Source organism: Paenibacillus apiarius, assembly GCF_017052585.1.
Classification (GTDB): Bacteria; Bacillota; Bacilli; order Paenibacillales; family Paenibacillaceae; genus Paenibacillus_B; species Paenibacillus_B apiarius.
The window spans coordinates 4775388-4794662 of sequence record NZ_JAFFHZ010000001.1 but is presented as its reverse complement, the minus strand read 5'-3'; the positions used below and the strand labels follow the sequence as shown (position 1 = coordinate 4794662).

The window sequence follows — 19275 nt, the reverse complement described above, 5'->3', positions numbered from 1 at the left end:
AACTCTCCCCTCCCAGCAATTATGATACCAATTTCAAACCTATTGCCGCGCCAAGCACCATGCTAATGAACAAAATGCGTTTCCATTCCCGGGATTCCCCGTACAAAATCATGCCGAGAATGGCACCCCCGGAAGCGCCGATTCCGGTCCAAATCGCATATGCGGTTCCCATCGGCAGCGTCTCCATCGCGAAGGCGAGAAAGAAAAAGCTGGCGCCGAAGCCTGCCATCATATAGACAAGCGACTGCCATGTATGTTCCTTATGGAATTTATTTATCATGGAAACCCCTACCATCTCGAACACGCCAGCCAACAGCAAACTAATCCATGCCATCAGGATTCAGCCCCTTTCTCCGTCTTCTCCTTCGTGACCAGCTTCAAACCAATCACGCCGGCCAGCAGCAGCAGAATAAGGAGCACCTTGGTCATGTTGAACGGTTCGCCGAAGAAGGCGATATCCGCAAAAACGGTGCCTGCCGTCCCCAAGCCGACGAATACCGCATACACCGTTCCGACAGGGAGATTCCGCCCCGCCATAATCATGACGTAGAAGCTTATGACAATTGCAATGATCGTCCCAATCCAAGTCCATGCATCATACGCGTGCTTCAGACCGATAACCCAGAACACTTCAAAGAAGGCGGCAATAAACACTTTAATCCAATGAATATTCATGATTCCTTCATTCCTCTCCGAGGCCTTGTCTATCTAAACTTGCCGAACACATCCACCTTTAACATTGCGCGCCATAAAAAGGCGATATTATTCCTGTGTGCCTCCCCTTTCAACACTTACCTAACTAACATTAGTTAATTGAATTTTTTCACACTATGTGCCTACTGTCAAGGGTCTTCATCTCTTTTTCCAATAAAAAAATCTCTGCCAAGGCTCTTTGCTATTCGTCGCTTGCAATGCTCTTAGTGTTCCAAAAAGACCTTTGATCCACTAACCCCTTCATTCAGAAAAACGAGAAAACAATCAAATTTCAATTCACAGAGTCCAGTCACCTGCTTTGCCTCAATCTGAGTTACGGGGGGGAGAATGAACGAAGAGTACTTCGAACACTCTCGTTCTACTTCTAGCTGAGTTACGGGGAGAGTGAACAAAGAGCACTTTTTACACTCCAGTTTTACCGCAATCTGAGGCATTGAAGTTTACATCAATCGAGCCCTTTCCAAGCAAAAAAGCAGACCTCCTCTCCGATCTGCTTTCAGGCACATTTTATGTTTAGCTTGAACAAATGCGGCATCATGCCATATAACGATTTGAAACTATTCCGGGATATTGTTCACCGCCGGATCAGGCACATAGCTTTTTTTATAATCCAAATAATGCACGTCCGTGACCATTCCATCTGCCGCATGATGCAAATCATGGCAATGGAACATCCATTCGCCCGGGTTGTCGGCTTCGAAGGCGACGACGATCGTGTCTCCCGGCTCGACGTTTAACGTGTCCTTCATAATGGGTGCTCCTGCAATCGGCTTGCCATTCTTGCTCAGCACTTGGAAGAAGTGCCCATGCAAATGCATCGGATGATCTTCGCTCTTGGACAGATTCACGAATGTCACCTTCACCCGCTCCCCTTTCTTGACTTTGATCTTGTCCGTATCCGGGAACACTTTGCCGTTAATGGTGTATACGGTTTTGCCTGCGCGCACCTCGGTATTCAAGTCCATTTTGACATCTTGATCATGTGCTTCTTTCAAAGTGAACTTTGCATTTGCCATCTCTCCGTATTTCGCCAAATCCAATGTCGGGTGGCTCTTCAATAAGCCATTTGCCGGGGTTGTCCGCCACGAATTCCACATCATAACGCTCTCCTGGAGCAATGGACAGCAGTTGATTTTGAATGACGGCCGGACTGTTGATGTTGTAGATGGCATACCTGTTGAGCAATACACAATTTATACAACCTTTTGCGTTACAATAAGGAGGAGCGGATAAGGAGGTTGCTATGAAAGGCACACGGATTCTCGTCGTCGATGACGAGCGAAATATGCGTAACTTGATTCGAATTTATTTGAAAAAGCATGGTTATGACGTCATTGAAACCGATAATGGCATACAAGCGTTGGAGATTATGGAAAAAGAAGCGGCGGATCTCGTCATTTTGGATATCATGATGCCGGGCATGGACGGATGGAGTGTCTGTGAACGGATTCGCGAACGCTGGCCCATTCCGATCCTTATGCTTACGGCACGGACGGACACGAAGGATAAAGTGCAAGGGCTCAATATGGGGGCCGATGACTACGTCGTCAAGCCGTTTGATGGGGAGGAGCTCGTGGCGAGAGTCGGCGCATTGCTGCGCAGGGCGCAGGCGAGCCTTGCCGGCGCGTCAGCGGCCCCGGCCATTCATGTTCCCGGGATGGATATCTATCCGGACAGCCGGGAGATTCGCATCAATGGACAAGCCGTCGATTTCACGCCGAAGGAATTCGAGCTGCTGCTGCTGTTGGCTGCCAATGCGCAGCGTGTGTATTCCCGCGATCGGATCGTCGAACAACTGTGGGATTATGATTATGAAGGCGATATCCGATCGGTCGATAATCATGTGAAAAACATTCGGGATAAAGTTCATAGAGCGCAATTAAGCTACGACCCGATTCAAACGGTATGGGGCGTCGGTTATAAGTTCAATCAGAAAGGAACATCATGATGAACTGGAATCGCGTCGACATCAAGATTGGCGCTTCCATGATGTCGCTGTTCCTCGTCGTGCTCATTCCGCTCGGTATCGTAACGGATCGGATCTTCACTTCGTTCTATTATCAGAAGGCCCATCTAGAAGTGATGGAGCTGTCTGCTCATTTTGTTAAAATGGCCGAAGCGCAGCACGGCTTGACCTCGGATGCGGTCTCTACGATGGCGGAATTTTCAAAAGTCGGCATCCATATCTTCGATCGGAACGGCAACGCCACGGACAGCTCGAATCGCCATTCCCGGAACATGAACACGCTGCTGACGACGGAAGAATGGAATCGGCTCAAGGCAGGGCAGGTTATCGATAAGGAATTTGAATCGCCTGATCAAGAACCGTGCATCGTGTCGGGGCGAGCCTTTATGAGTAACGGGCAATTTATGGGCGGCGTCATTATTACATCGTCATTGGACAGTGTGCGCAGCTTTGTCGCCCAAGTGCGGCAAATGATTGCCATCTCTGGCGTTATCGGCGTCCTGATTGCGCTGGGCTTCTCGCTCGTCCTGTCTCGTCGCATGTCCAAGCCGCTGCGGCATATGGTTCAGGCGACCCGGCAGATTGCGGTCGGACAATTGGGAACGAGAGTCCCGGTTACGTCCCAAGACGAAATCGGCTCCCTTGCCCATGCCATTAACGATTTGGCCCGTGATTTGCAGCGGCTGCGCGAATCGCGCAATGAATTTTTCGCCAACATTTCGCATGAGCTGAAGACGCCGATCACTTATTTAGAGGGCTATGCGAAGGTCATTTCGGAGGAAATGTATGAATCGGAGGAAGAGAAGAACGCCTACTTGCAGATCATCTCGGCGGAAGCGGTGCGGCTGAATCGGTTAATCAACGATCTGTTCGACTTATCCAAGATGGAAGAAGGGCGCATGGAGCTGATCCCGGAAGCGGTCGATCTCATCCCGCTCGTTGCAAGCGCCGTGGCCAAAGTCGAACGCGCGGCCGCGCAAAAAGGGCTTGAATTGCAATTTCATGCCGAACTGCGGGAGGCAATCGTATGGGGGGACGGAATGAGACTGGAGCAAATCTGGCTCAACCTGCTCGACAATGCCATCCGCTACACGCAAGCAGGCTCCATTCAGGTGAGCATTGTCCCGTTGAAAGAGCAGTTTGCAGTACGCGTCCAAGATACGGGCATCGGCATCCCGGAAGCAGAACTCCCTTTTCTCTTTGAGCGATTATATCGAGTGGAGAAATCCCGTTCGCGCGATTATGGCGGAACCGGACTTGGGCTCGCTATCGTTTCCAAGCTGGTCGAACTTCACCACGGCCGCATCGATGTGCGGAGCGAGCCCGGCCAGGGCACGGTTTTCTCGGTCATGCTGGCGCAATATGAACCCACCAAAAAACACCAATAATTCCCACGCATAAACAGGAGATTCCAGTTCACAATAAAGCAGGGAATATGAACATATAAGAAAAGGTGGATTCAGCATGTACAATCAACAAATGTCTTCGCAGCTTCATCAGTGCGAACAAATCGTCCAACAAATGATGCAGCAAACACAGCGCGCATCCCAAATGTATCAGCAGCTGCTGCAGCAGGAGCAGCAAAACGTGTCGCGTCTCGAAGATCTGGCTCAGCGCGAACGCCAAGCAACGCAAATCATCCAATCTGCTCTGCAAGGACATCAAGTGGCCATGCAGCAAATGCAGCAAATTACACAAGTGTGCCGCGAGCTGGAGCATTCGATTCAAGCATCGGCCAATGTCGCATACGCGCAGCCGCAATACACGACGGCATCGTACACGAATCGGGTATAGAAGCAATAAGCGGTGCGGGCGGTTGCCGGAGATGTTGCGGCAACCGCCCGTCCTCGTTGCTCGCTATACCCGCTGCGGCGTCTTCATGCCGAGCAAATGAAGTCCGTGCTGCAAAATGCGCGATGCGGCTGCGACGAGCACAAGCTTGGTCGACTTCTCCGCCTCGTTCTCTACGAGAATCGCTTCATGATTGTAGAAGCGGTTGAACTGCTTGGCGACATCAAGCAAATATCTGGCGAGAATTGACGGCTCGTTGGATGCGATGGCTGACACGATAATCTGCTCGTATTGGCTCAACGTTTTGGTGCAGGCCCAAGCTTCCTTCCCGGCCACATACGGATTTGCGGCAGCCTTCGCCTGCTCCGCCGCGTATTGCTCCAAGCCGGATGCCCCCATCGTTTCCAAGCCTTTCTCCAGCAGGCGCGCCGTTCTTGCATAAGTATATTGCAAATAGGGCCCGGTCTCTCCTTCGAAGCGCAATGCCTCATCCAGACTGAAATCAACGGAGAGCGTGCGGCTGTTCTTCAAGTCGCCGAAGACAACGGAACCTGCCCCAATCGCTTCCGCAATCTGTTCTTTATCATGCAGCGACGGGCTTTTCTCTTCCACAATCGCTTTCGCTTTCCCCGCCGCTTCATCCAACACTTCATTCAGGAAGACCACCTTGCCCCGGCGGGTCGACATCTTTTTGCCGTCCACCGTCATGAGGCCGAACGCCACATGCTCGCAATCGCCGGCCCACTCATAGCCCATTTTTTTAAGGACGGTGAATACCTGCTGGAAATGCAAACGCTGCTCCGCACCGACGACATATAAAAGCTTATCCGCCTTCATCACTTCCTTGCGGTATATCGCGGTAGCGAGATCGCGAGTCGGATAAATCGTCGTGCCGTTCGATTTCAGGATAAGACATGGCGGCATCCCTTCCTCGTCCAAGCGGACGACCAGCGCGCCGTCGCTTTCCTCCAGCAGTCCTTTCTGCTGCAGTTGCTCCACGACCGCATCCATCTTGTCGTTATAGAAGCTTTCGCCCAATACATAATCAAATCCGACGCCAAGTCTTTCATAGACGCGTTCGAACTCCTTCATGCTGATGTCCACAAAATAAGTCCACAGGCGCACCGTCTCTTCATCGCCGTCCTCCAGCTTGCGGAACCACTCTCTCGCCTCGTCCTCGAGCTCCGGCTGACACTCTGCTTCTTCGTGGAACTGCACGTACAGCTTCAAGCTCTCCTCAATCGGCTGCTGCTGGAGCAACTCATCATTGCCCCAATGCTTGTAGGCCGCTATCAGCTTGCCGAACTGCGTTCCCCAATCCCCCAGGTGGTTGACGTTCATTACCTCGTAACCGGCGGTACGGTACAGGTTCATCAGCGCATTGCCAATCATCGTCGAACGCAAATGGCCGATCCCGAACGGCTTCGCAATATTCGGCGATGACATATCGATAACGATCCGCTTCCCGTGACCGAGCGCAGGCTGCCCATAGGCAGGCTGCAGCATGCTATGGAGCAAGGCTGCCGACAGCATGGCCGGATCGAAAAACAGATTTACATAGCCACCCGCCGCTTCTGCGCGGATGCCTTCTTCGCCATGCTGCTCATTTACGAGCTTGACAACGTCCGCGGCAATTTGCTGCGGGGCGCGCTTCCACGCTTTCGCCACAGGGAAGCAGGGAAACGCGAGATCGCCCATTTCCGCTTTGGGCGGCTCCTCTAGCGATTTGATGATGTCTGCCTGCGGCATGTTCAGCATCGGCGCTAGCGCCTTTGCCGCAAAATCTTTCAACATACATAACCCTCCAATGTGCTTGAAAATGCAAAAAGCCCCCGTCTGCAAGAGACGGAGGCTGAACCTTTCCGTGGTACCACTCTAATTGAATTCGATCCGCACATTCGCTGCATGCAGCACGCAATGATTCGAAATCCACTTCCTGTTCGTAACGGCTGTGCCGGATTCCCCTACTTCCATCCCGCAATCGGAACGAGTTCAAGCAATCAACTCCCGGGTCCGCTTCCTCCGCACACCGTGCCGGCTTCCACCATCCCGGCTCGCTGCTTCACGGCTTTATGCTGAGTACTCTCCCGTTCATCGTCATTGTGCAATTTGATTTTTACACATTATATCCTTAGTCGCCTGCAAAAATCAACCGTCCGTTTCAAGCCCGTTTCCGAATCAACGACTTGACGAACTCCACCTGCGTATCCTTGCCGGCTGCCCAATCATCTATCTGATCGGGTACGGACCAATCAGGATAACAAGCGTCTTCCCCATTGCGAGCCGAGTCTGGGCGTTCGAACAACTTGTGGGATAACTGAAAGTTAAGCCTCGAATGCGGCATCGTAAATGAAGCCATGCCGCCGTAATGATTCGGCTTGCCTCCTGTCGGCTCCCCGATGATGGCCCCGAGCCGATTGTCCTGAACAATCGCCGGAATCCACGTGGCGTAGCCCATCGTATACTTGGACGTCAACACATACAATTTGCCCTTGAACAGCAGCCCTTGGCGCTGCTTATTTTGAATCTTGTGTTCCGAAAACGAGGTGCTCCCGGCAGGCGGATGGCTCCCTCCCGGGACAGCTGTCTCTGGCGAATGGAACACCGTTTCGCCAAAACCGTTGTATTCGGCAATCGGCAAATACTCCAGCAGCATGCTGCCAGCCCGGAAATCTCCGCCGCCATTGCTCCGCAAATCAATAACGACATGCTCAATCCCTTTCCGCTTCACTTCGGTAAAAAAAGATTGCAGCGTCTGCATATAACTCTCATCAAGCACGAATGCGTGTACCGTTAAAATACCCAGCTTCTCCTTCGGCTCAAAACGATAGCTCCAGCGCTCCGGCAACGGCTTCGCGACATGCAGTGAATAATAACCCAGCTTCAGCGGAGCGGAATGGGACTGCCCGCCGCGTTCGACCGCAACCTCCACGACGCCATCCTGCACCGCTCCAAAAGAGGACAGGTATACCTCATTCACAAACATATCGCGGCGCTCCGCAACCGCTTTTACATAATAAGGATTTACGTCAGCCACAAGCTTCTTCACGTCTTCCAGCAAGTGCGGAATGGACTCGGTTCCGATCCGAACCAGCTTGTCATTGACTTGAATTCGCTCGTCCGCGCTATCCGCGACGTACAACTCGTCGCCGACCCACCGCACTCGTATTGGAAGCGCTTTCTTATTGTAGATCAACGGATATCCGACAATTGAATTACCGTCCTTCAATTCCGCCAGCAAGCGCAATGCGTACAAAAACGTATCGTAATTCGTAAGCAGCCGATCCGTCTGGCTCACTTGCGCGATAAGCTGATCATAGGTCCGTTGGACAGGCTCCGGCAGGCCATTGAATGACGCGGGATGCACATGTTTTATATTGCTCATCACGAACGCCAGATCTTCCTTGACCTTCTGCTTCTGCCTATCGATTTGCTCCAGCTGCTTCACATCGATCTTGACCGGCTCCGCAACCGGAGGCATGGGGGCCGGCCGCTCTTCGCCGACAACATACAGCACATAAATGAGAAGAGATATAACCGCGAGCCCAAGCCCATAAAACGTATATTTGACATATCGCATTCCCATAACCTCCGATAAATATCCATTATAGTTAATATTTTTATACTAGTATAAAGGAAATATTATCATAATGATATCCCTAATAGAGCCCCGACGATTTTTAAGAAATAGAAGCGCTGGCTTCGGCATTCTTATGACATCGTTTCTTGTTAGCACTTAATTATTTGCCGATTACTATTAAATCTCTAACTCACTCTTGTCAAAAACGTGGAGTGACCTTGTGCAGAATCCAACAGGCAAGAAAATGACTGCGCTCGACGAGAAACCCAGTCACTTAAAGTTTATTTTGATGCTTTATTTCATTAAAATGTTGATTCTCCGTCAGTTAATCCATACCATTTTAGTGTGTACCCGTCTCGATAACGCTGATAAGCTCTCTCAATCAGTGGGTCGTCTTCAAATTGAATATATCCCGCTAAATATAGTGCCTTCAGATAATCTTCGAACTTCTCATTTCCAAGCGCCATGTCTTCTTGTGAGATCCCACAGAAAATACTTGTCTCAAGACCTAGCAAGAATGACATCCCTTGCTCTGTAGCCCCTGACAAATATGTCTTATCCTCTGAGTTAAGAATGATGTTAATTCCATTAGGATGATAACATTCTAAATACTCGTCAGGGTTAAGCTTAAGAAGTTCCTTAATTCCTCGCTCATCTCGGAATATATAAGCTTTTACAACTGTATCAAAATTGGCATGCGGATCTTTTTCCAAATCAGAAAAATAGTGTATATCCACTTCCTCAGCGAAATAGCAGTTTTTAAATCTATTATTGATTTGCTCTAGAGTGAAAGGATTTGGAATATCCAAAGTCAAGTATTTTTTGAATAACTTGTTGATGTCGAGATTCAATGTTCTCCCTCTTTTCAATTTCATCTTATCGCTTTAAATTAAATTTAGTTGAGAAGGTACTAGAGCATTTTATTCTTGCTTGAACTATCGAAGATTATGATCTTTTATTTTTACCCAAAAAATTACTTGTTCCGTAAAAGATATGGCCTGTGTCTCCTCTGCTGCCACCATGATAATGATAATAATAGCGAGTATCGTTATATCCTGTCAGCCAGTGATTCTCAGGTCCTACAAATTTCCCTTGCCCTACTCTCATAGCAAGACCTTTCGCATCCTTATCGCTTACTGCCCATACTTCGTTATGAATACTCGCTTTTAACCATAATTCAGCTTCGCCTTCTCCTAATGGTTTTCCGACAAGCAAAGGTTCTTTGTTTCCATTTCGAGATTTGGCTACATAAAATCTAGGCTTGTCTTCTTTTTTACTTTTGCTGATTGCTTCCGCCATTTCATTTACAAAAGCATATGTTTCTCCAGCCAATTCAATCGTGACAATTGTGACAGCCGCTCCTGCTGTCAACCAACCTATTAATTGTCCAATTCCCCAACCTATCCATGGAAGAGCTGGAACAACAAACATACTATCATTTCCATGAGAATCTGGGTGTTCTGAAATATTCGTTCGTGATGAGTAATCGTCCCTTAATTCTATCTGACTATGATTAAATTGCAAATCGACTTGCGTATTTAATGCATATGTGTGCGTAGCAGTTAAGAAAAAGACAAGGAATGCAACAACCATTGCTGTATTGCAAATTAGAGATTGAAAGAAAGATTTTTTTCTCATCGTTTTACGCTCCTACGTTTTATTAACTCTAGTACCCTCTCAAACAATTTCAAAATTCAGCCTCCCTAACGCCTAACACAACGAGGTAAATTTATCTATTTATTGGGCAATATATATAATATAACCACAATTTGTTTATATGACAAAATATTTTTTCCATTTCTACACTTTCTAAAATATATCTTTATTCTCCTTTTACAGAAAATCTTTGATTTTATCCGTTGCAAAGATGGCTTGGTTCTCCTCACTTAAGTCCACTAAAGAAGCAATTTATTCGGAGTATCTGATTAATACAACAAAAAAAGACGACTCTTATTCATTTTTTGAATGAGAATCCTTTTTTGCGAACGGTAGGGATGCAGTCTACCGCAGATTAATTTTTTAGTTTCACTATTCTCTTTAGAGCTCGTTAATTTGCCACAACAAATTATTCTTCGGAACGACTATGTTAAGATCATCGTTTGTTGGTTTGAATCATCGGACTCACCCGCTAATTTTGATACCTTATCAGACAGAAAAAAGGTACAGCCTCCTCATAAATTGAGGAACTATACCTTTTTCTTTAAGTGGGCTTTTTCAAGGCCTCGTCGGGCACAGACGTCATTTTTTTGGATTAATGCGTTGCTTCAATATTGCCGCGTACCGACTTCCCCTTGTTGGTGATCAGGAAATAATACTTATTATTTTTTTCGACATTAAATGTTTTTACATACTCGTCTCTAGTGTTGCCATCTACAACGACAGAGCCATACGTTTCCCAACCGTCGTCGTTTACTTGAACTAAAGTATATTTGACTTCGGTGGCGCTGCTTCTGTCGCCTTTTTGCGTAACATATAATTTTACCTTATTGCTGGCTGCATAGAAAGTTCCGCTTTCATCCCTTTCATCTCTGCTTAGTTCGAATCCGTAGCTATAGGATGACTGCGTCTTAAATGCGCTTGCTTGATTTTGCGGAGCGGCACTTGCCTTGTGGGCGAATACCGGACTGGCCGAAACCAACATGCACAGTGCGGAAATGGTAAGAATCATCTTTTTCATCAGTTATCTTTCTCCTTTGTTGTTTGGAATTAGTGGAGTGTACACTTCCTTGTTCTATTGTAATAAATTAGGTCAATGATTTTAACTGGACTGTTATTACATTCCCCGGTTGTTTCATGACATATTTGGTTGTCATCGTCTATAATTTTCGATGCTTCTCTCCAACATCTCCATTTGTATTCGGCCAGTGTCCGCCTTCACTCGTTTTCGCTCATCTTAACTTTATGATGCGTCAATCCGTTCCTGAGCTGCATTGAAGCACTTTTTGCATACCTTTAGCGCCGTGCCGTTTCCTTTCGTCCGCGTGTAGAGCAGCTTGATGCGGGTGCTTCTGCAGACAGGGCATGTCCCTCGTCCGTGAGATGGCATATTCCACAAGGCTTTGCCGCGTTTGTTCTTCGCCATGAACTATTCTCTCCCTTTAGCGCAAGCTCGTAATACGAATGCAGTCCTGCATCCTTTCTCTACTTGTATGAGCGCAGCCCCCATAATATTCATGCGTTGATAAGCCCCTCCCGTCACTCCGCTCGGCAAGGTCAACGCGCCATCCTATCCGATGTACAATTGTTCATGGAAGTTGCGCCTACTCATGGTATGATAAAAGAAACAATCCGTATAAGGAGCGTAGATCAGATGACTATTCATATCCTTGCAGACAGCGCAATCGACATGCCCCGTGCCATCGCAGAACAGTTGGGCATTACGGTAATGCCGCTCGTCGTAACCATAGAGAGCGAGCAATACGAGGACGGCGTCACCATAATGCCGAAGCAGATGTTCGATGGGATGCGCAATGGCCGCGTGTATAAGACATCGCAAGTGCCGATGGAATTGTTCAGAGAAACATTCGAGGCGATTGCGAAGGCAGGGGATGAGGCGATCTACATCGCTTTTTCTTCCGAGCTGTCAGGCACGTATGCATCCTCGCGCATGATGCTTGAGATGGTGCAGGAAGATTATCCTTCTTTCGCTTGCGAGATTATCGACTCGAAATGCGCATCGCTAGGCTACGGCCTGGTCGTGCATCAAGCAGCGCTCTGGGCGCGCGAAGGTCTGTCCAGAGCAGACATCGCCTCTCAAGCCGAACGGCTCGCGAAGCAGATGGAGCACGTGTTCACCGTGGACGATCTGGAATACTTATACCGTGGCGGCCGGGTAAGCAAGTCGTCCGCTGTTATCGGCGGCTTGTTGAACATCAAGCCTGTATTGGATGTGGAGGACGGCAAGCTAATCCCCATCGATAAGGTGCGCGGCAGAAAAAAATCGATTATGCGCCTAGCCGATCTGCTCGGAAATCGCGCGAATCTGGAGGACAAGGAGCAGCTTATCGGGATCGCTCATGGCGATGACGAGGAAGCGTTGGAATCGTTGAAGCACATGATTCAAGAGCGCTTCGGGATGAACAATTTCATGACCAGCTCAATTGGATGCGCCATTGGCGCCCACTCCGGACCGGGTACGCTGGCGTTGTTTTTCAGAAACAAATCATACAACTAACCGGGGCGCGGATTGCTGCTTATCCAATACACGCCCCTGTACAAGAAGGAGCGGCCTCACTAGAAGCCGCTCCTTGCTATAGGAATTGCTCACTATCGTAATGAACTTCCCGGCACCGTCTCATCCGTGTAAATACGTACGGAATGCGGGCGATCATGCGCTTGGGCCCAATAATACGAGCCAGCGACGATTCGATCAGGCTTGAATCCCACCAATAGCCCGGGTGCCAATGCTTCGGACGTCGCGGTATAGAAGCCGGCGGCATCGGTCGCCCCCTGCTGGTACTTGCCGGAAGCGAATTCGAAGCGCCCGTACACCGCTGCGGTCACCGGCACGTTCGTCTCCGCATCGACCACTTGAAGCATCACTTTCACTTTTCCGTTGCCTGCCGCAGCCGTCATACTGCCGATAATCATCGGCTGCAAGTCCGTCTCTTCCGTCGTTGCGCAGCTCTCGCCGGACAGCGGGCCGACATTGCCTGCAAGATCGACGGCGGCAACCCGATAACAGTATGTCGTATTCGGGAGTAATCCGGCATCTGTGTGCGACAGCCCTCTCACTCGCGCCTCGTATCCATCTGGATCGGGGATGAAGCCGGCTTCCGTTCCGCGGTAAATCAAATACCCGCCTACTTCCTGATTGTCGTACGCTCGATCGTAGCGGAGCTCAATCCGCTCGTAATCAAGCGCCTCGGCTTGAAGGGCTCCCGGCTGGGTGGGCGGCTCCGAATCCGGCGGCGGGCTCCAGACATAGCGGGTTCGGCTCCAATCGGACGGCAGCTCCCTGTACGAGTCGTAATGATGGACAGCGACGCCTGCAAAGGAGGAATACGCCGCAAAAGCATCGTAGACCAGAGCCAGCTCTGTCTCCATCGCCACCCGCCCCTCCTCCCGGAACGTAATCGTTTCCGGGTCGCCGCTGCTGGCGATATCAAGCGTCTCGACTCCGATGACAACCGAATTCGCCTTCCCGATGGATTCCGCGTAATCCAGTTCGGTCTGCGCCCCCGCGATAATCCCTGCGCTGCCGGACGCTGTATCGCGGTAATCCATAATGCTGATATAATCGCTTATATCTTGGATATGCTCGGACAACGGCTTCACTATCCCCTTCCACTCCACCGCCTTCGTATTTACGTTCGTGTCATACCACCTGGGAATCGCCGGTCCGAAGGCGATATTCGTTCTGGATACATCGACCCTATTCTTCATCCTCTCCATGAGCCTTAAATATTGCTGCTGCAAAAAAGGGGCTCTGTCTGCGAAATCAGGCAATATATAAGGCTCGATATCAATATTGACGCCGTCGAACCGCGCGGTCTCATCCGCTGCCAGATTGTAATTGACGACGCTTTCAATTTCGCGGACCGCATCGTCATGATACTGCGGATAAACGGCAATATAAGGCGGCGAAGTCCCGCCGGCAATTAACGCATGAACCTGAAACCCATGCTCATGCGCCCACTTCACGAATTCCCCCACCCGCTCCGGCTCATCCTCAAGCATTGCCATATCCGCATATTTGCCGGTCGCGTAATAGAGCGTCGTCACGGGTTGAGATGCAAATGTTGTCGTGTCCTTCGCAAATTGCTCCAACACGTCACGGGAGCCCGGATTAAGCAGCAGGTTGTACGATGACGGCTCCCATATCCACATAGCGCGGTCTTGGCGCGGCAATACGGCATGCTCTTCGTCCCCGCCGCCGTCCTCCTCTTCGGACCCGGCCAACACGTACGTGCTTAAGCTCATTCCGACATTGCCTGCGCTATCCGTAGCCCTTGCCTGGATAGCGTAGGCGGAACGTTCGTCACTGGATGGACTCCAGTAAAACTTATATCCGTCCTCAGCCTGCTGCGCCTTCTGCCACGGCCGCCCCGTCACCCTCACTTCAACGCCCGCCACCGGGTTTTTGCTGTCTACCGACACCCTTATCTTCACCTGCCCGCTGACAGCCTCCCCATCCACAGGTCCGGTTATCCGCACCTTCGGCTTGCTGAGATGCGGATTATCTACGGAGACAGTCATGAACGGCGACCATACGCCATATCGGGTTGCAGTGTCATTGCCGCGGGCCACAAGCTCCATATCCCCGTCATAAGCGGAGGCATCCCATGTGGCCGTCCATGTTCCCGTATGCGGGCCAAGGGTCGGCATCATTCGCGTACCGACCGTCTCACGGCCGGCCACGGACAGCACGACGTTATACACACCGGTATAACTCCCGGTTATGATGAAGCGCTTGCCCTCCGTTTCCTGAACCTGATCGATGGTGATGAATGATTTCCCGGCAGTCAGACCCGCGCGGGGCAGCGCTGACGTCACCGTTGTCAACAATAGAACCGCACAGCACAATATCCGCACAACAATGTTGAGGCATTTTACGGCACTACGCTTCATCAGAATCACGCTCCACGTTATTGAGGTTGCTTGCCACTTCCCCATTGCATAACGAGGCAGGACGGGAGCATATTCAGCTGCTTTATTGAACTCATGCTTATAAATGAACGATCCTGCCTGTTTTGCGGCTCTCATTGGCCGCTTCAATAAAACGGATAATTTCCAAAGTTTCACTCAGATCCACGGGAATCGATCCCGTCCGGAACATGGCCATTACCTGCTCCAGCATGCTGGCATAGTACGGTTTCTCGTGCGCGTATACATCGACGTACATCGTCGCTTTCTTCGTATGCACGGTGCCGCCGAACTTGCGGTTGCCTACCCGATTGCCGCGCAGCGTGCCGAGGCGGCCGTCTCCCCATTCGCCAACGACCATGTCATGTCCTGCGCTGGATGCGGTGCGGACACTGCGGCACCCTTTGCCCAGCAAAGCATACAGCATATCCGCCGTATGAATGCCGTACCAGAACAGGCCCGGCTGCGTCGGCTCCAGATCCATCGGGCCGAAGCAATCCGCCCCGGCGATTCCGTCCGGAGCCGCATCCCGCAAGCACTGCGCAATGCCTTCCGCGAAGCGGACCGCCGAGCAGCTCATGACCGTCACGCCCGCCCGTTCGGCCGTCTCCGCAATCATCTCCGCATCCGCTCGGCATACGGCAAGCGGCTTGTCGATGAATACCGGTTTGCCGTAATCGGCAATGCGTGCGAACAGCTCGCTATGAACGCGTCCGTCGACGGCTTCCAACAGAATCGCGTCACAGCGCTCCGCCACCGCTTCGGGCGAGGACACAATCTCGACGCCGTACGATTCGGCCAGCTTCTCCGCAAATCCTCCGACCCGGTTGATGCTCATGCCGAAATCGGGGGAGCCGCCCGGATACGCGATATTCACCGCACCGCCCTGGATATGATGCGGATGCCCCTCATTATTCAATAGCTCCGTAAAGTCAATCGCGTGAGAAGTATCGGTGCCGATAATGCCGATGCGCAGCCATTCCCGGGAATGCACCGGCTTAAGCACCGACTTCTTATTCGCGCTGCTATCGTTCATCATGAGCAAAGCTCCTCCTGTTCCTATCAATTGGTCTATTTTCCATTACAGCTGCAACTCGGCAGCACGCGCATACGCCTGCTTATATATGTCGAGCAGCTTCTGCAATCCGAGGTTTTCCGTCTCCTTCACATATTGATCCCATTCTGACAGCGGACGTGTGCCCAAAATAAACTTGGCGATCGTTTCGCTCCGATGCTTCTTGACCGCTTCGCCGGTCAAAGCGATCACCTCCGTCTCCTGCTCGTTGAAGGCGGGCTTCGGCTGCAACTTCGCATCGAATTTGCGCGCTTGTTCATACGCCTTCTTCAAATCCTCTGATGCAAGGGCGAGCTGGGAATCATAATCGATCCACGTATAAGCGCCATTCGTCGCGATTCCTGTCTTCGCCCGCAATTCAACCGCATCGCCATACTCGGCCTTGAACTTGCGCGTGCCGCCCTCCGTCGTGAACGTTTCACCTTCCTTCCCCCAGCTCGCGATGTCGCGCGCTTCCCCGGAATAGAAGTAATCCATATATTTCATGACATCCTTGATGCGGGATGAGGTCGAGGCGACGGTCAATCCGGTCTCCAGCGTGTGCAAGTAAGGATTGACCCGCTGTGCGCCCGGCCATCCGGCAGGCGGATCCATGAAGGCCAGATTGAATGACGGATTATCCTTGCGCAGCGGGATATTGAAAAAATCAATCCGGCTGATATAATCAACCGTGATGAACGCCTTGTTCGTCGACACGATATCCTGCCACTGCTTCGTCTGAATGGACAGCCAATCCGGCGGAATGAGACCGTCTTTGTACATCCGGCGCATCGCTTCAACCAATTTTTTATAGTTGTCTTGCACCGGTCCGTATTCCCACTCGTTCGAGCTGTAATTGTAATAAATATCGCTGCCTGTCTCGAAGTTTTCCGCCAAGTTGATGAAAATGCCCAATTCTTCACCGAACCGGAAGCTAAACGGATAACTGTCCGGATATAGCGCTTTCAATTGTTTTGCCACTTCATACAGCTCATCGTACGTGCTCGGCGGCTTCAAACCGTGCTTCGCAAGCACGTCTTCCCGGTACATCCATATCATCCGGTTCGTCTCCCCGAAGCCTTCATTCGGGAACATGAACAGCTTGCCGTCCGCGGACAACGCCTGCCTCACCATTTCCGGATACTTCTCCATCCACTTCTTGAAATTCGGCATTTCATCCGTATATTCCAAAATGTTCGCGAGCGCCCCCTGCTGGCCGTACTTGTTGGCAGTGCGGCGATCGCTCATGAACATCAAATCCGGCAAATGGTTCGAGGCGATCACAAGATTTAAGGTATCAGCCAGCTTTCCCGATGGGAGCTGCACACGGAGCGTTACCCCGGTCTTCTCTTCAATCCATTTCCATATTGGCCAATCCTTCTTATACGGGAAGGTCGGATTCGAATCAATAAGCATCGTAAACGTCTTGTTATCAGATTGATCCCCGCCCTTCTGTGCGATATCCGTGCCGCTCTTCCCGCCTTCCTTCGCGCATCCTGCAAGCGCCAGGGCAAGCAGGCAACCCGCCAGCAGCACAGCCGTCCACTTCCGGATGCGTGTCGAACTCTTCTTCATCTGTCTCACCCTTTAACCGCGCCAATGAGCGCGCCCTTCACAAAATATTTTTGCAAGAACGGATACACGAGCAATATCGGCAGTGTCGATACCATAATCGTCGCGTACTTCAGCGACTCCTCCACAATGAGCTGATCACCCCCGATTTGCGTGACGTCCCCCGACATCACCTGCCCTGCCAGCACCAGATTGCGCAGCAGGACCTGCAGCGGAAACAGCCCCGGATCGCGCAAATATAACAGCGGAAAATAGAAATTGTTCCAGAGCGATACCGCATAAAACAAGCCGATCGTGGCGAACGAGGCTTTGGACAGCGGAACCGCGATGCGGAAGAACAAGCCGAGGTCATTCAGACCGTCCATCTTGCCGGACTCTTCAAGCTCCTTCGGTATATTGGCAAAAAAAGTGCGCATGATGATCAAATTCCACGTGCTTACCGCGCCAGGCAGCACCATCGCCCAGACCGTATCGATAATGCCAAGCTCCTTGACCACCAGAAAAGAGGGAATCATGCCGCCGCTGAAGAACAACGTAAAGATAACCATCAACGTAAATCCTTTGTTGAACACCATGTCGCTGCGGGATAGCGCATACGCCCCCGCCGACGTGATGGCCAGTGCGATGACCGTTCCGAGCACGGTGTATATAATCGTATTCAAGTAGGCCTGCAAAATAGACAAATCGCCTAGAACGAGACTGTACATTTTTAGGTTGAAGCCTTTGGGCCAGAGAAACACTTCGCCTCTCATGACATATATATCGCCGCTCACGGAGATGACAGCCATGTAAATAAACGGGTACAATGTGACAACGACGACGATTGTCAGGATGAGTGCATTCATGCATTGAAACAGACTGATTCTTTTGGGAAATCGTCTCATGACGCATACCACCTCCTTTTTTACCAGATACTTGTATTTCCGACCCTGCGGCTAATCGTATTGGCTGCCACGACGAATACAAGGCTAATCATGCCCATGAACAGATCAATCGCCGTTGCGTAGCTGTAATTTCCTTGCACGAGTCCGACCCGATATACATAGGTGCCGATAATGTCAGCGGTTTCATAAGTGGCTGGATTGTAGAGCAGAAACACCTTTTCGAATCCGATTTCAACCACCTTGCCAATATTCAAAATGAGCAGAATGATAATCGCCGGCCGAATCCCGGGCAAAGTGACATGCCACAGCTTGCGGAACCTTCCCGCTCCGTCCATGCCGGCCGCTTCGTACAGCACAGGGTCGATCGTCGTAAGCGCCGCCAAATAAATAATCGTTTCCCAACCGGCATGCTGCCAAATTTCCGAGGCGACATACACGGTACGGAACCATTCAGGCTCCATCATCACATTCGCATTGGATGCGCCGAACCATTTCAACAGCTCGTGGAGAATGCCCCCAGTCGGCGACAAGAACATGACTACCATCGATGCGACGACCACGTTGGAAATGAAGTGCGGCAAATAGCTTACCGTTTGCACGAAGCGCTTGAAAAACGAATGCTTCACCTCGTTCAGCAGCACGGCCAATGCAATCGGCGCCGGGAATCCGAACACCAAGTTGTACACGCCGAGCAGCAAGGTGTTGCGCATCAGCTTCATGAAATCGGGATTCTCAAAAAACATCCGGTAATATTTCCATCCGACCCAAGCGCTCTCTTGAATGCCTTTGAACAAATTGTAATCTTTAAACGAAATGATGATGCCGAACATAGGGGCGTACTTGAACACGGCGTAATACAGCAAACAAGGCAGAAACAGCAGCCATAAATATTTGGTCTGATTGAGCTTGCGCAGCAGGTTCTTCTCAGACCGGACGCGGATGTGTCTGATTTCGCATATCCTCCTCTCGTGACCATTTCGTGACAACGACATCGTATTCGAAAGCGGCGCCTCCTGGCTATCGGCAAAGTTTCCGCTCCATCTGCGAATTCGCTGAAATCCGAACATCGGCATATAAATAAGAAAAAAAGAATATTGTGGAGAACTGCGATCGCACCTACCATAATAGT

At 50.6% G+C, this 19275-nt stretch carries 17 protein-coding genes, 1 pseudogene and 1 other annotated feature; of the genes and pseudogenes, 4 read left to right on the top strand and 14 right to left on the bottom strand.

Annotated features, from left to right (window positions below; genetic code table 11):
• Positions 1-19: 19 nt before the first annotated feature.
• The 3 genes and pseudogenes from JSQ80_RS21440 to JSQ80_RS21430 form a co-directional block, all read right to left on the bottom strand.
• Positions 20-334, bottom strand: coding sequence for a DMT family transporter (locus JSQ80_RS21440; RefSeq protein ID WP_206096614.1), 315 nt, complete (start codon positions 332-334; stop codon positions 20-22).
• Positions 334-675, bottom strand: a complete 342-nt coding sequence (locus JSQ80_RS21435) for a DMT family transporter (protein ID WP_206096613.1) — start codon at positions 673-675, stop codon at positions 334-336. The genes JSQ80_RS21440 and JSQ80_RS21435 overlap by 1 nt, the downstream gene beginning before the upstream one ends.
• Positions 676-1271: 596 nt before the next feature.
• Positions 1272-1872 (bottom strand): annotated as a pseudogene (locus JSQ80_RS21430) (multicopper oxidase domain-containing protein); the annotation flags it as partial.
• An 85-nt stretch (positions 1873-1957) separates the two neighbouring features.
• Between JSQ80_RS21430 and JSQ80_RS21425 the strand changes: the two are divergent.
• The 3 genes from JSQ80_RS21425 (at position 1958) to JSQ80_RS21415 (ending at position 4474) form a co-directional block, all read left to right on the top strand.
• A complete protein-coding gene (locus JSQ80_RS21425) occupies positions 1958-2662 on the top strand; it encodes a response regulator transcription factor (RefSeq protein ID WP_087432969.1) in 705 nt (234 codons plus the stop codon).
• Positions 2659-4068 carry a sensor histidine kinase gene (locus tag JSQ80_RS21420; RefSeq protein WP_240463742.1) on the top strand — a complete coding sequence of 470 codons (1410 nt, stop codon included), beginning with the start codon at positions 2659-2661 and terminating at the stop codon, positions 4066-4068. Before JSQ80_RS21425 ends, JSQ80_RS21420 begins: the two co-directional genes overlap by 4 nt.
• Before the next feature lie 76 nt (positions 4069-4144).
• Positions 4145-4474 (top strand): hypothetical protein, encoded by a 330-nt coding sequence (locus JSQ80_RS21415; RefSeq protein WP_087432967.1) that lies wholly within the window; start codon positions 4145-4147, stop codon positions 4472-4474.
• A gap of 63 nt (positions 4475-4537) precedes the next feature.
• On the opposite strand, the gene argS is transcribed toward JSQ80_RS21415, so the two are convergent.
• The 6 genes from argS to JSQ80_RS21385 form a co-directional block, all read right to left on the bottom strand.
• Complete coding sequence (gene argS / locus JSQ80_RS21410) at positions 4538-6265, bottom strand: arginine--tRNA ligase (RefSeq protein ID WP_206096612.1); 1728 nt, start codon at positions 6263-6265, stop codon at positions 4538-4540.
• A 44-nt stretch (positions 6266-6309) separates the two neighbouring features.
• Positions 6310-6575, bottom strand: a binding site (T-box leader).
• 57 nt (positions 6576-6632) lie between these two features.
• On the bottom strand, positions 6633-8051 hold the full coding sequence (locus tag JSQ80_RS21405; protein WP_206096611.1) for a S41 family peptidase: 1419 nt from the start codon (positions 8049-8051) through the stop codon (positions 6633-6635).
• Positions 8052-8353: 302 nt separating this feature from the next.
• Positions 8354-8902: a pyruvate kinase gene (locus JSQ80_RS21400; RefSeq protein ID WP_206096610.1), complete on the bottom strand. Its 549-nt coding sequence runs from the start codon at positions 8900-8902 to the stop codon at positions 8354-8356.
• A gap of 94 nt (positions 8903-8996) precedes the next feature.
• The gene (locus JSQ80_RS21395) at positions 8997-9689 is read right to left on the bottom strand and encodes a hypothetical protein (RefSeq protein WP_206096609.1); all 693 of its coding nucleotides are present in this window, start codon (positions 9687-9689) and stop codon (positions 8997-8999) included.
• 613 nt (positions 9690-10302) lie between these two features.
• The gene (locus JSQ80_RS21390) at positions 10303-10728 is read right to left on the bottom strand and encodes a hypothetical protein (RefSeq protein WP_206096608.1); all 426 of its coding nucleotides are present in this window, start codon (positions 10726-10728) and stop codon (positions 10303-10305) included.
• Positions 10729-10950: 222 nt separating this feature from the next.
• Positions 10951-11133: an RING finger protein gene (locus JSQ80_RS21385; RefSeq protein ID WP_087432963.1), complete on the bottom strand. Its 183-nt coding sequence runs from the start codon at positions 11131-11133 to the stop codon at positions 10951-10953.
• A 228-nt stretch (positions 11134-11361) separates the two neighbouring features.
• On the opposite strand from JSQ80_RS21385, the gene JSQ80_RS21380 reads away from it, so the two are divergent.
• Positions 11362-12225: a DegV family protein gene (locus JSQ80_RS21380; protein ID WP_206096607.1), complete on the top strand. Its 864-nt coding sequence runs from the start codon at positions 11362-11364 to the stop codon at positions 12223-12225.
• Positions 12226-12317: 92 nt separating this feature from the next.
• Here JSQ80_RS21380 and JSQ80_RS21375 read toward each other — a convergent pair whose 3' ends face one another.
• From JSQ80_RS21375 to JSQ80_RS21355, 5 genes are all read right to left on the bottom strand, one after another.
• On the bottom strand, positions 12318-14621 hold the full coding sequence (locus JSQ80_RS21375; RefSeq protein ID WP_206096606.1) for an Ig-like domain-containing protein: 2304 nt from the start codon (positions 14619-14621) through the stop codon (positions 12318-12320).
• 97 nt (positions 14622-14718) lie between these two features.
• Complete coding sequence (locus JSQ80_RS21370; protein ID WP_206097674.1) at positions 14719-15672, bottom strand: Gfo/Idh/MocA family protein; 954 nt, start codon at positions 15670-15672, stop codon at positions 14719-14721.
• Between the two features lie 45 nt (positions 15673-15717).
• Positions 15718-17265, bottom strand: a complete 1548-nt coding sequence (locus tag JSQ80_RS21365) for an extracellular solute-binding protein (RefSeq protein ID WP_206096605.1) — start codon at positions 17263-17265, stop codon at positions 15718-15720.
• A gap of 5 nt (positions 17266-17270) precedes the next feature.
• A complete protein-coding gene (locus JSQ80_RS21360) occupies positions 17271-18146 on the bottom strand; it encodes a carbohydrate ABC transporter permease (protein ID WP_206096604.1) in 876 nt (291 codons plus the stop codon).
• 20 nt (positions 18147-18166) lie between these two features.
• Positions 18167-19138, bottom strand: a complete 972-nt coding sequence (locus tag JSQ80_RS21355) for an ABC transporter permease (RefSeq protein WP_240464218.1) — start codon at positions 19136-19138, stop codon at positions 18167-18169.
• Positions 19139-19275: the final 137 nt, after the last annotated feature.

Bases quoted from the DNA above. Each gene is read 5' to 3' on its own strand.
- JSQ80_RS21440 (WP_206096614.1), bottom strand. From the start codon at position 334: ATGGCATGGATTAGTTTGCTGTTGGCTGGCGTGTTCGAGATGGTAGGG.
- JSQ80_RS21435 (WP_206096613.1), bottom strand. From the start codon at position 675: ATGAATATTCATTGGATTAAAGTGTTTATTGCCGCCTTCTTTGAAGTG.
- JSQ80_RS21425 (WP_087432969.1), top strand. From the start codon at position 1,958: ATGAAAGGCACACGGATTCTCGTCGTCGATGACGAGCGAAATATGCGT.
- JSQ80_RS21420 (WP_240463742.1), top strand. From the start codon at position 2,659: ATGATGAACTGGAATCGCGTCGACATCAAGATTGGCGCTTCCATGATG.
- JSQ80_RS21415 (WP_087432967.1), top strand. From the start codon at position 4,145: ATGTACAATCAACAAATGTCTTCGCAGCTTCATCAGTGCGAACAAATC.
- argS (WP_206096612.1), bottom strand. From the start codon at position 6,265: ATGTTGAAAGATTTTGCGGCAAAGGCGCTAGCGCCGATGCTGAACATG.
- JSQ80_RS21405 (WP_206096611.1), bottom strand. From the start codon at position 8,051: ATGCGATATGTCAAATATACGTTTTATGGGCTTGGGCTCGCGGTTATA.
- JSQ80_RS21395 (WP_206096609.1), bottom strand. From the start codon at position 9,689: ATGAGAAAAAAATCTTTCTTTCAATCTCTAATTTGCAATACAGCAATG.
- JSQ80_RS21390 (WP_206096608.1), bottom strand. From the start codon at position 10,728: ATGAAAAAGATGATTCTTACCATTTCCGCACTGTGCATGTTGGTTTCG.
- JSQ80_RS21385 (WP_087432963.1), bottom strand. From the start codon at position 11,133: ATGGCGAAGAACAAACGCGGCAAAGCCTTGTGGAATATGCCATCTCAC.
- JSQ80_RS21380 (WP_206096607.1), top strand. From the start codon at position 11,362: ATGACTATTCATATCCTTGCAGACAGCGCAATCGACATGCCCCGTGCC.
- JSQ80_RS21375 (WP_206096606.1), bottom strand. From the start codon at position 14,621: ATGAAGCGTAGTGCCGTAAAATGCCTCAACATTGTTGTGCGGATATTG.
- JSQ80_RS21370 (WP_206097674.1), bottom strand. From the start codon at position 15,672: ATGAACGATAGCAGCGCGAATAAGAAGTCGGTGCTTAAGCCGGTGCAT.
- JSQ80_RS21365 (WP_206096605.1), bottom strand. From the start codon at position 17,265: ATGAAGAAGAGTTCGACACGCATCCGGAAGTGGACGGCTGTGCTGCTG.
- JSQ80_RS21360 (WP_206096604.1), bottom strand. From the start codon at position 18,146: ATGAGACGATTTCCCAAAAGAATCAGTCTGTTTCAATGCATGAATGCA.
- JSQ80_RS21355 (WP_240464218.1), bottom strand. From the start codon at position 19,138: ATGTCGTTGTCACGAAATGGTCACGAGAGGAGGATATGCGAAATCAGA.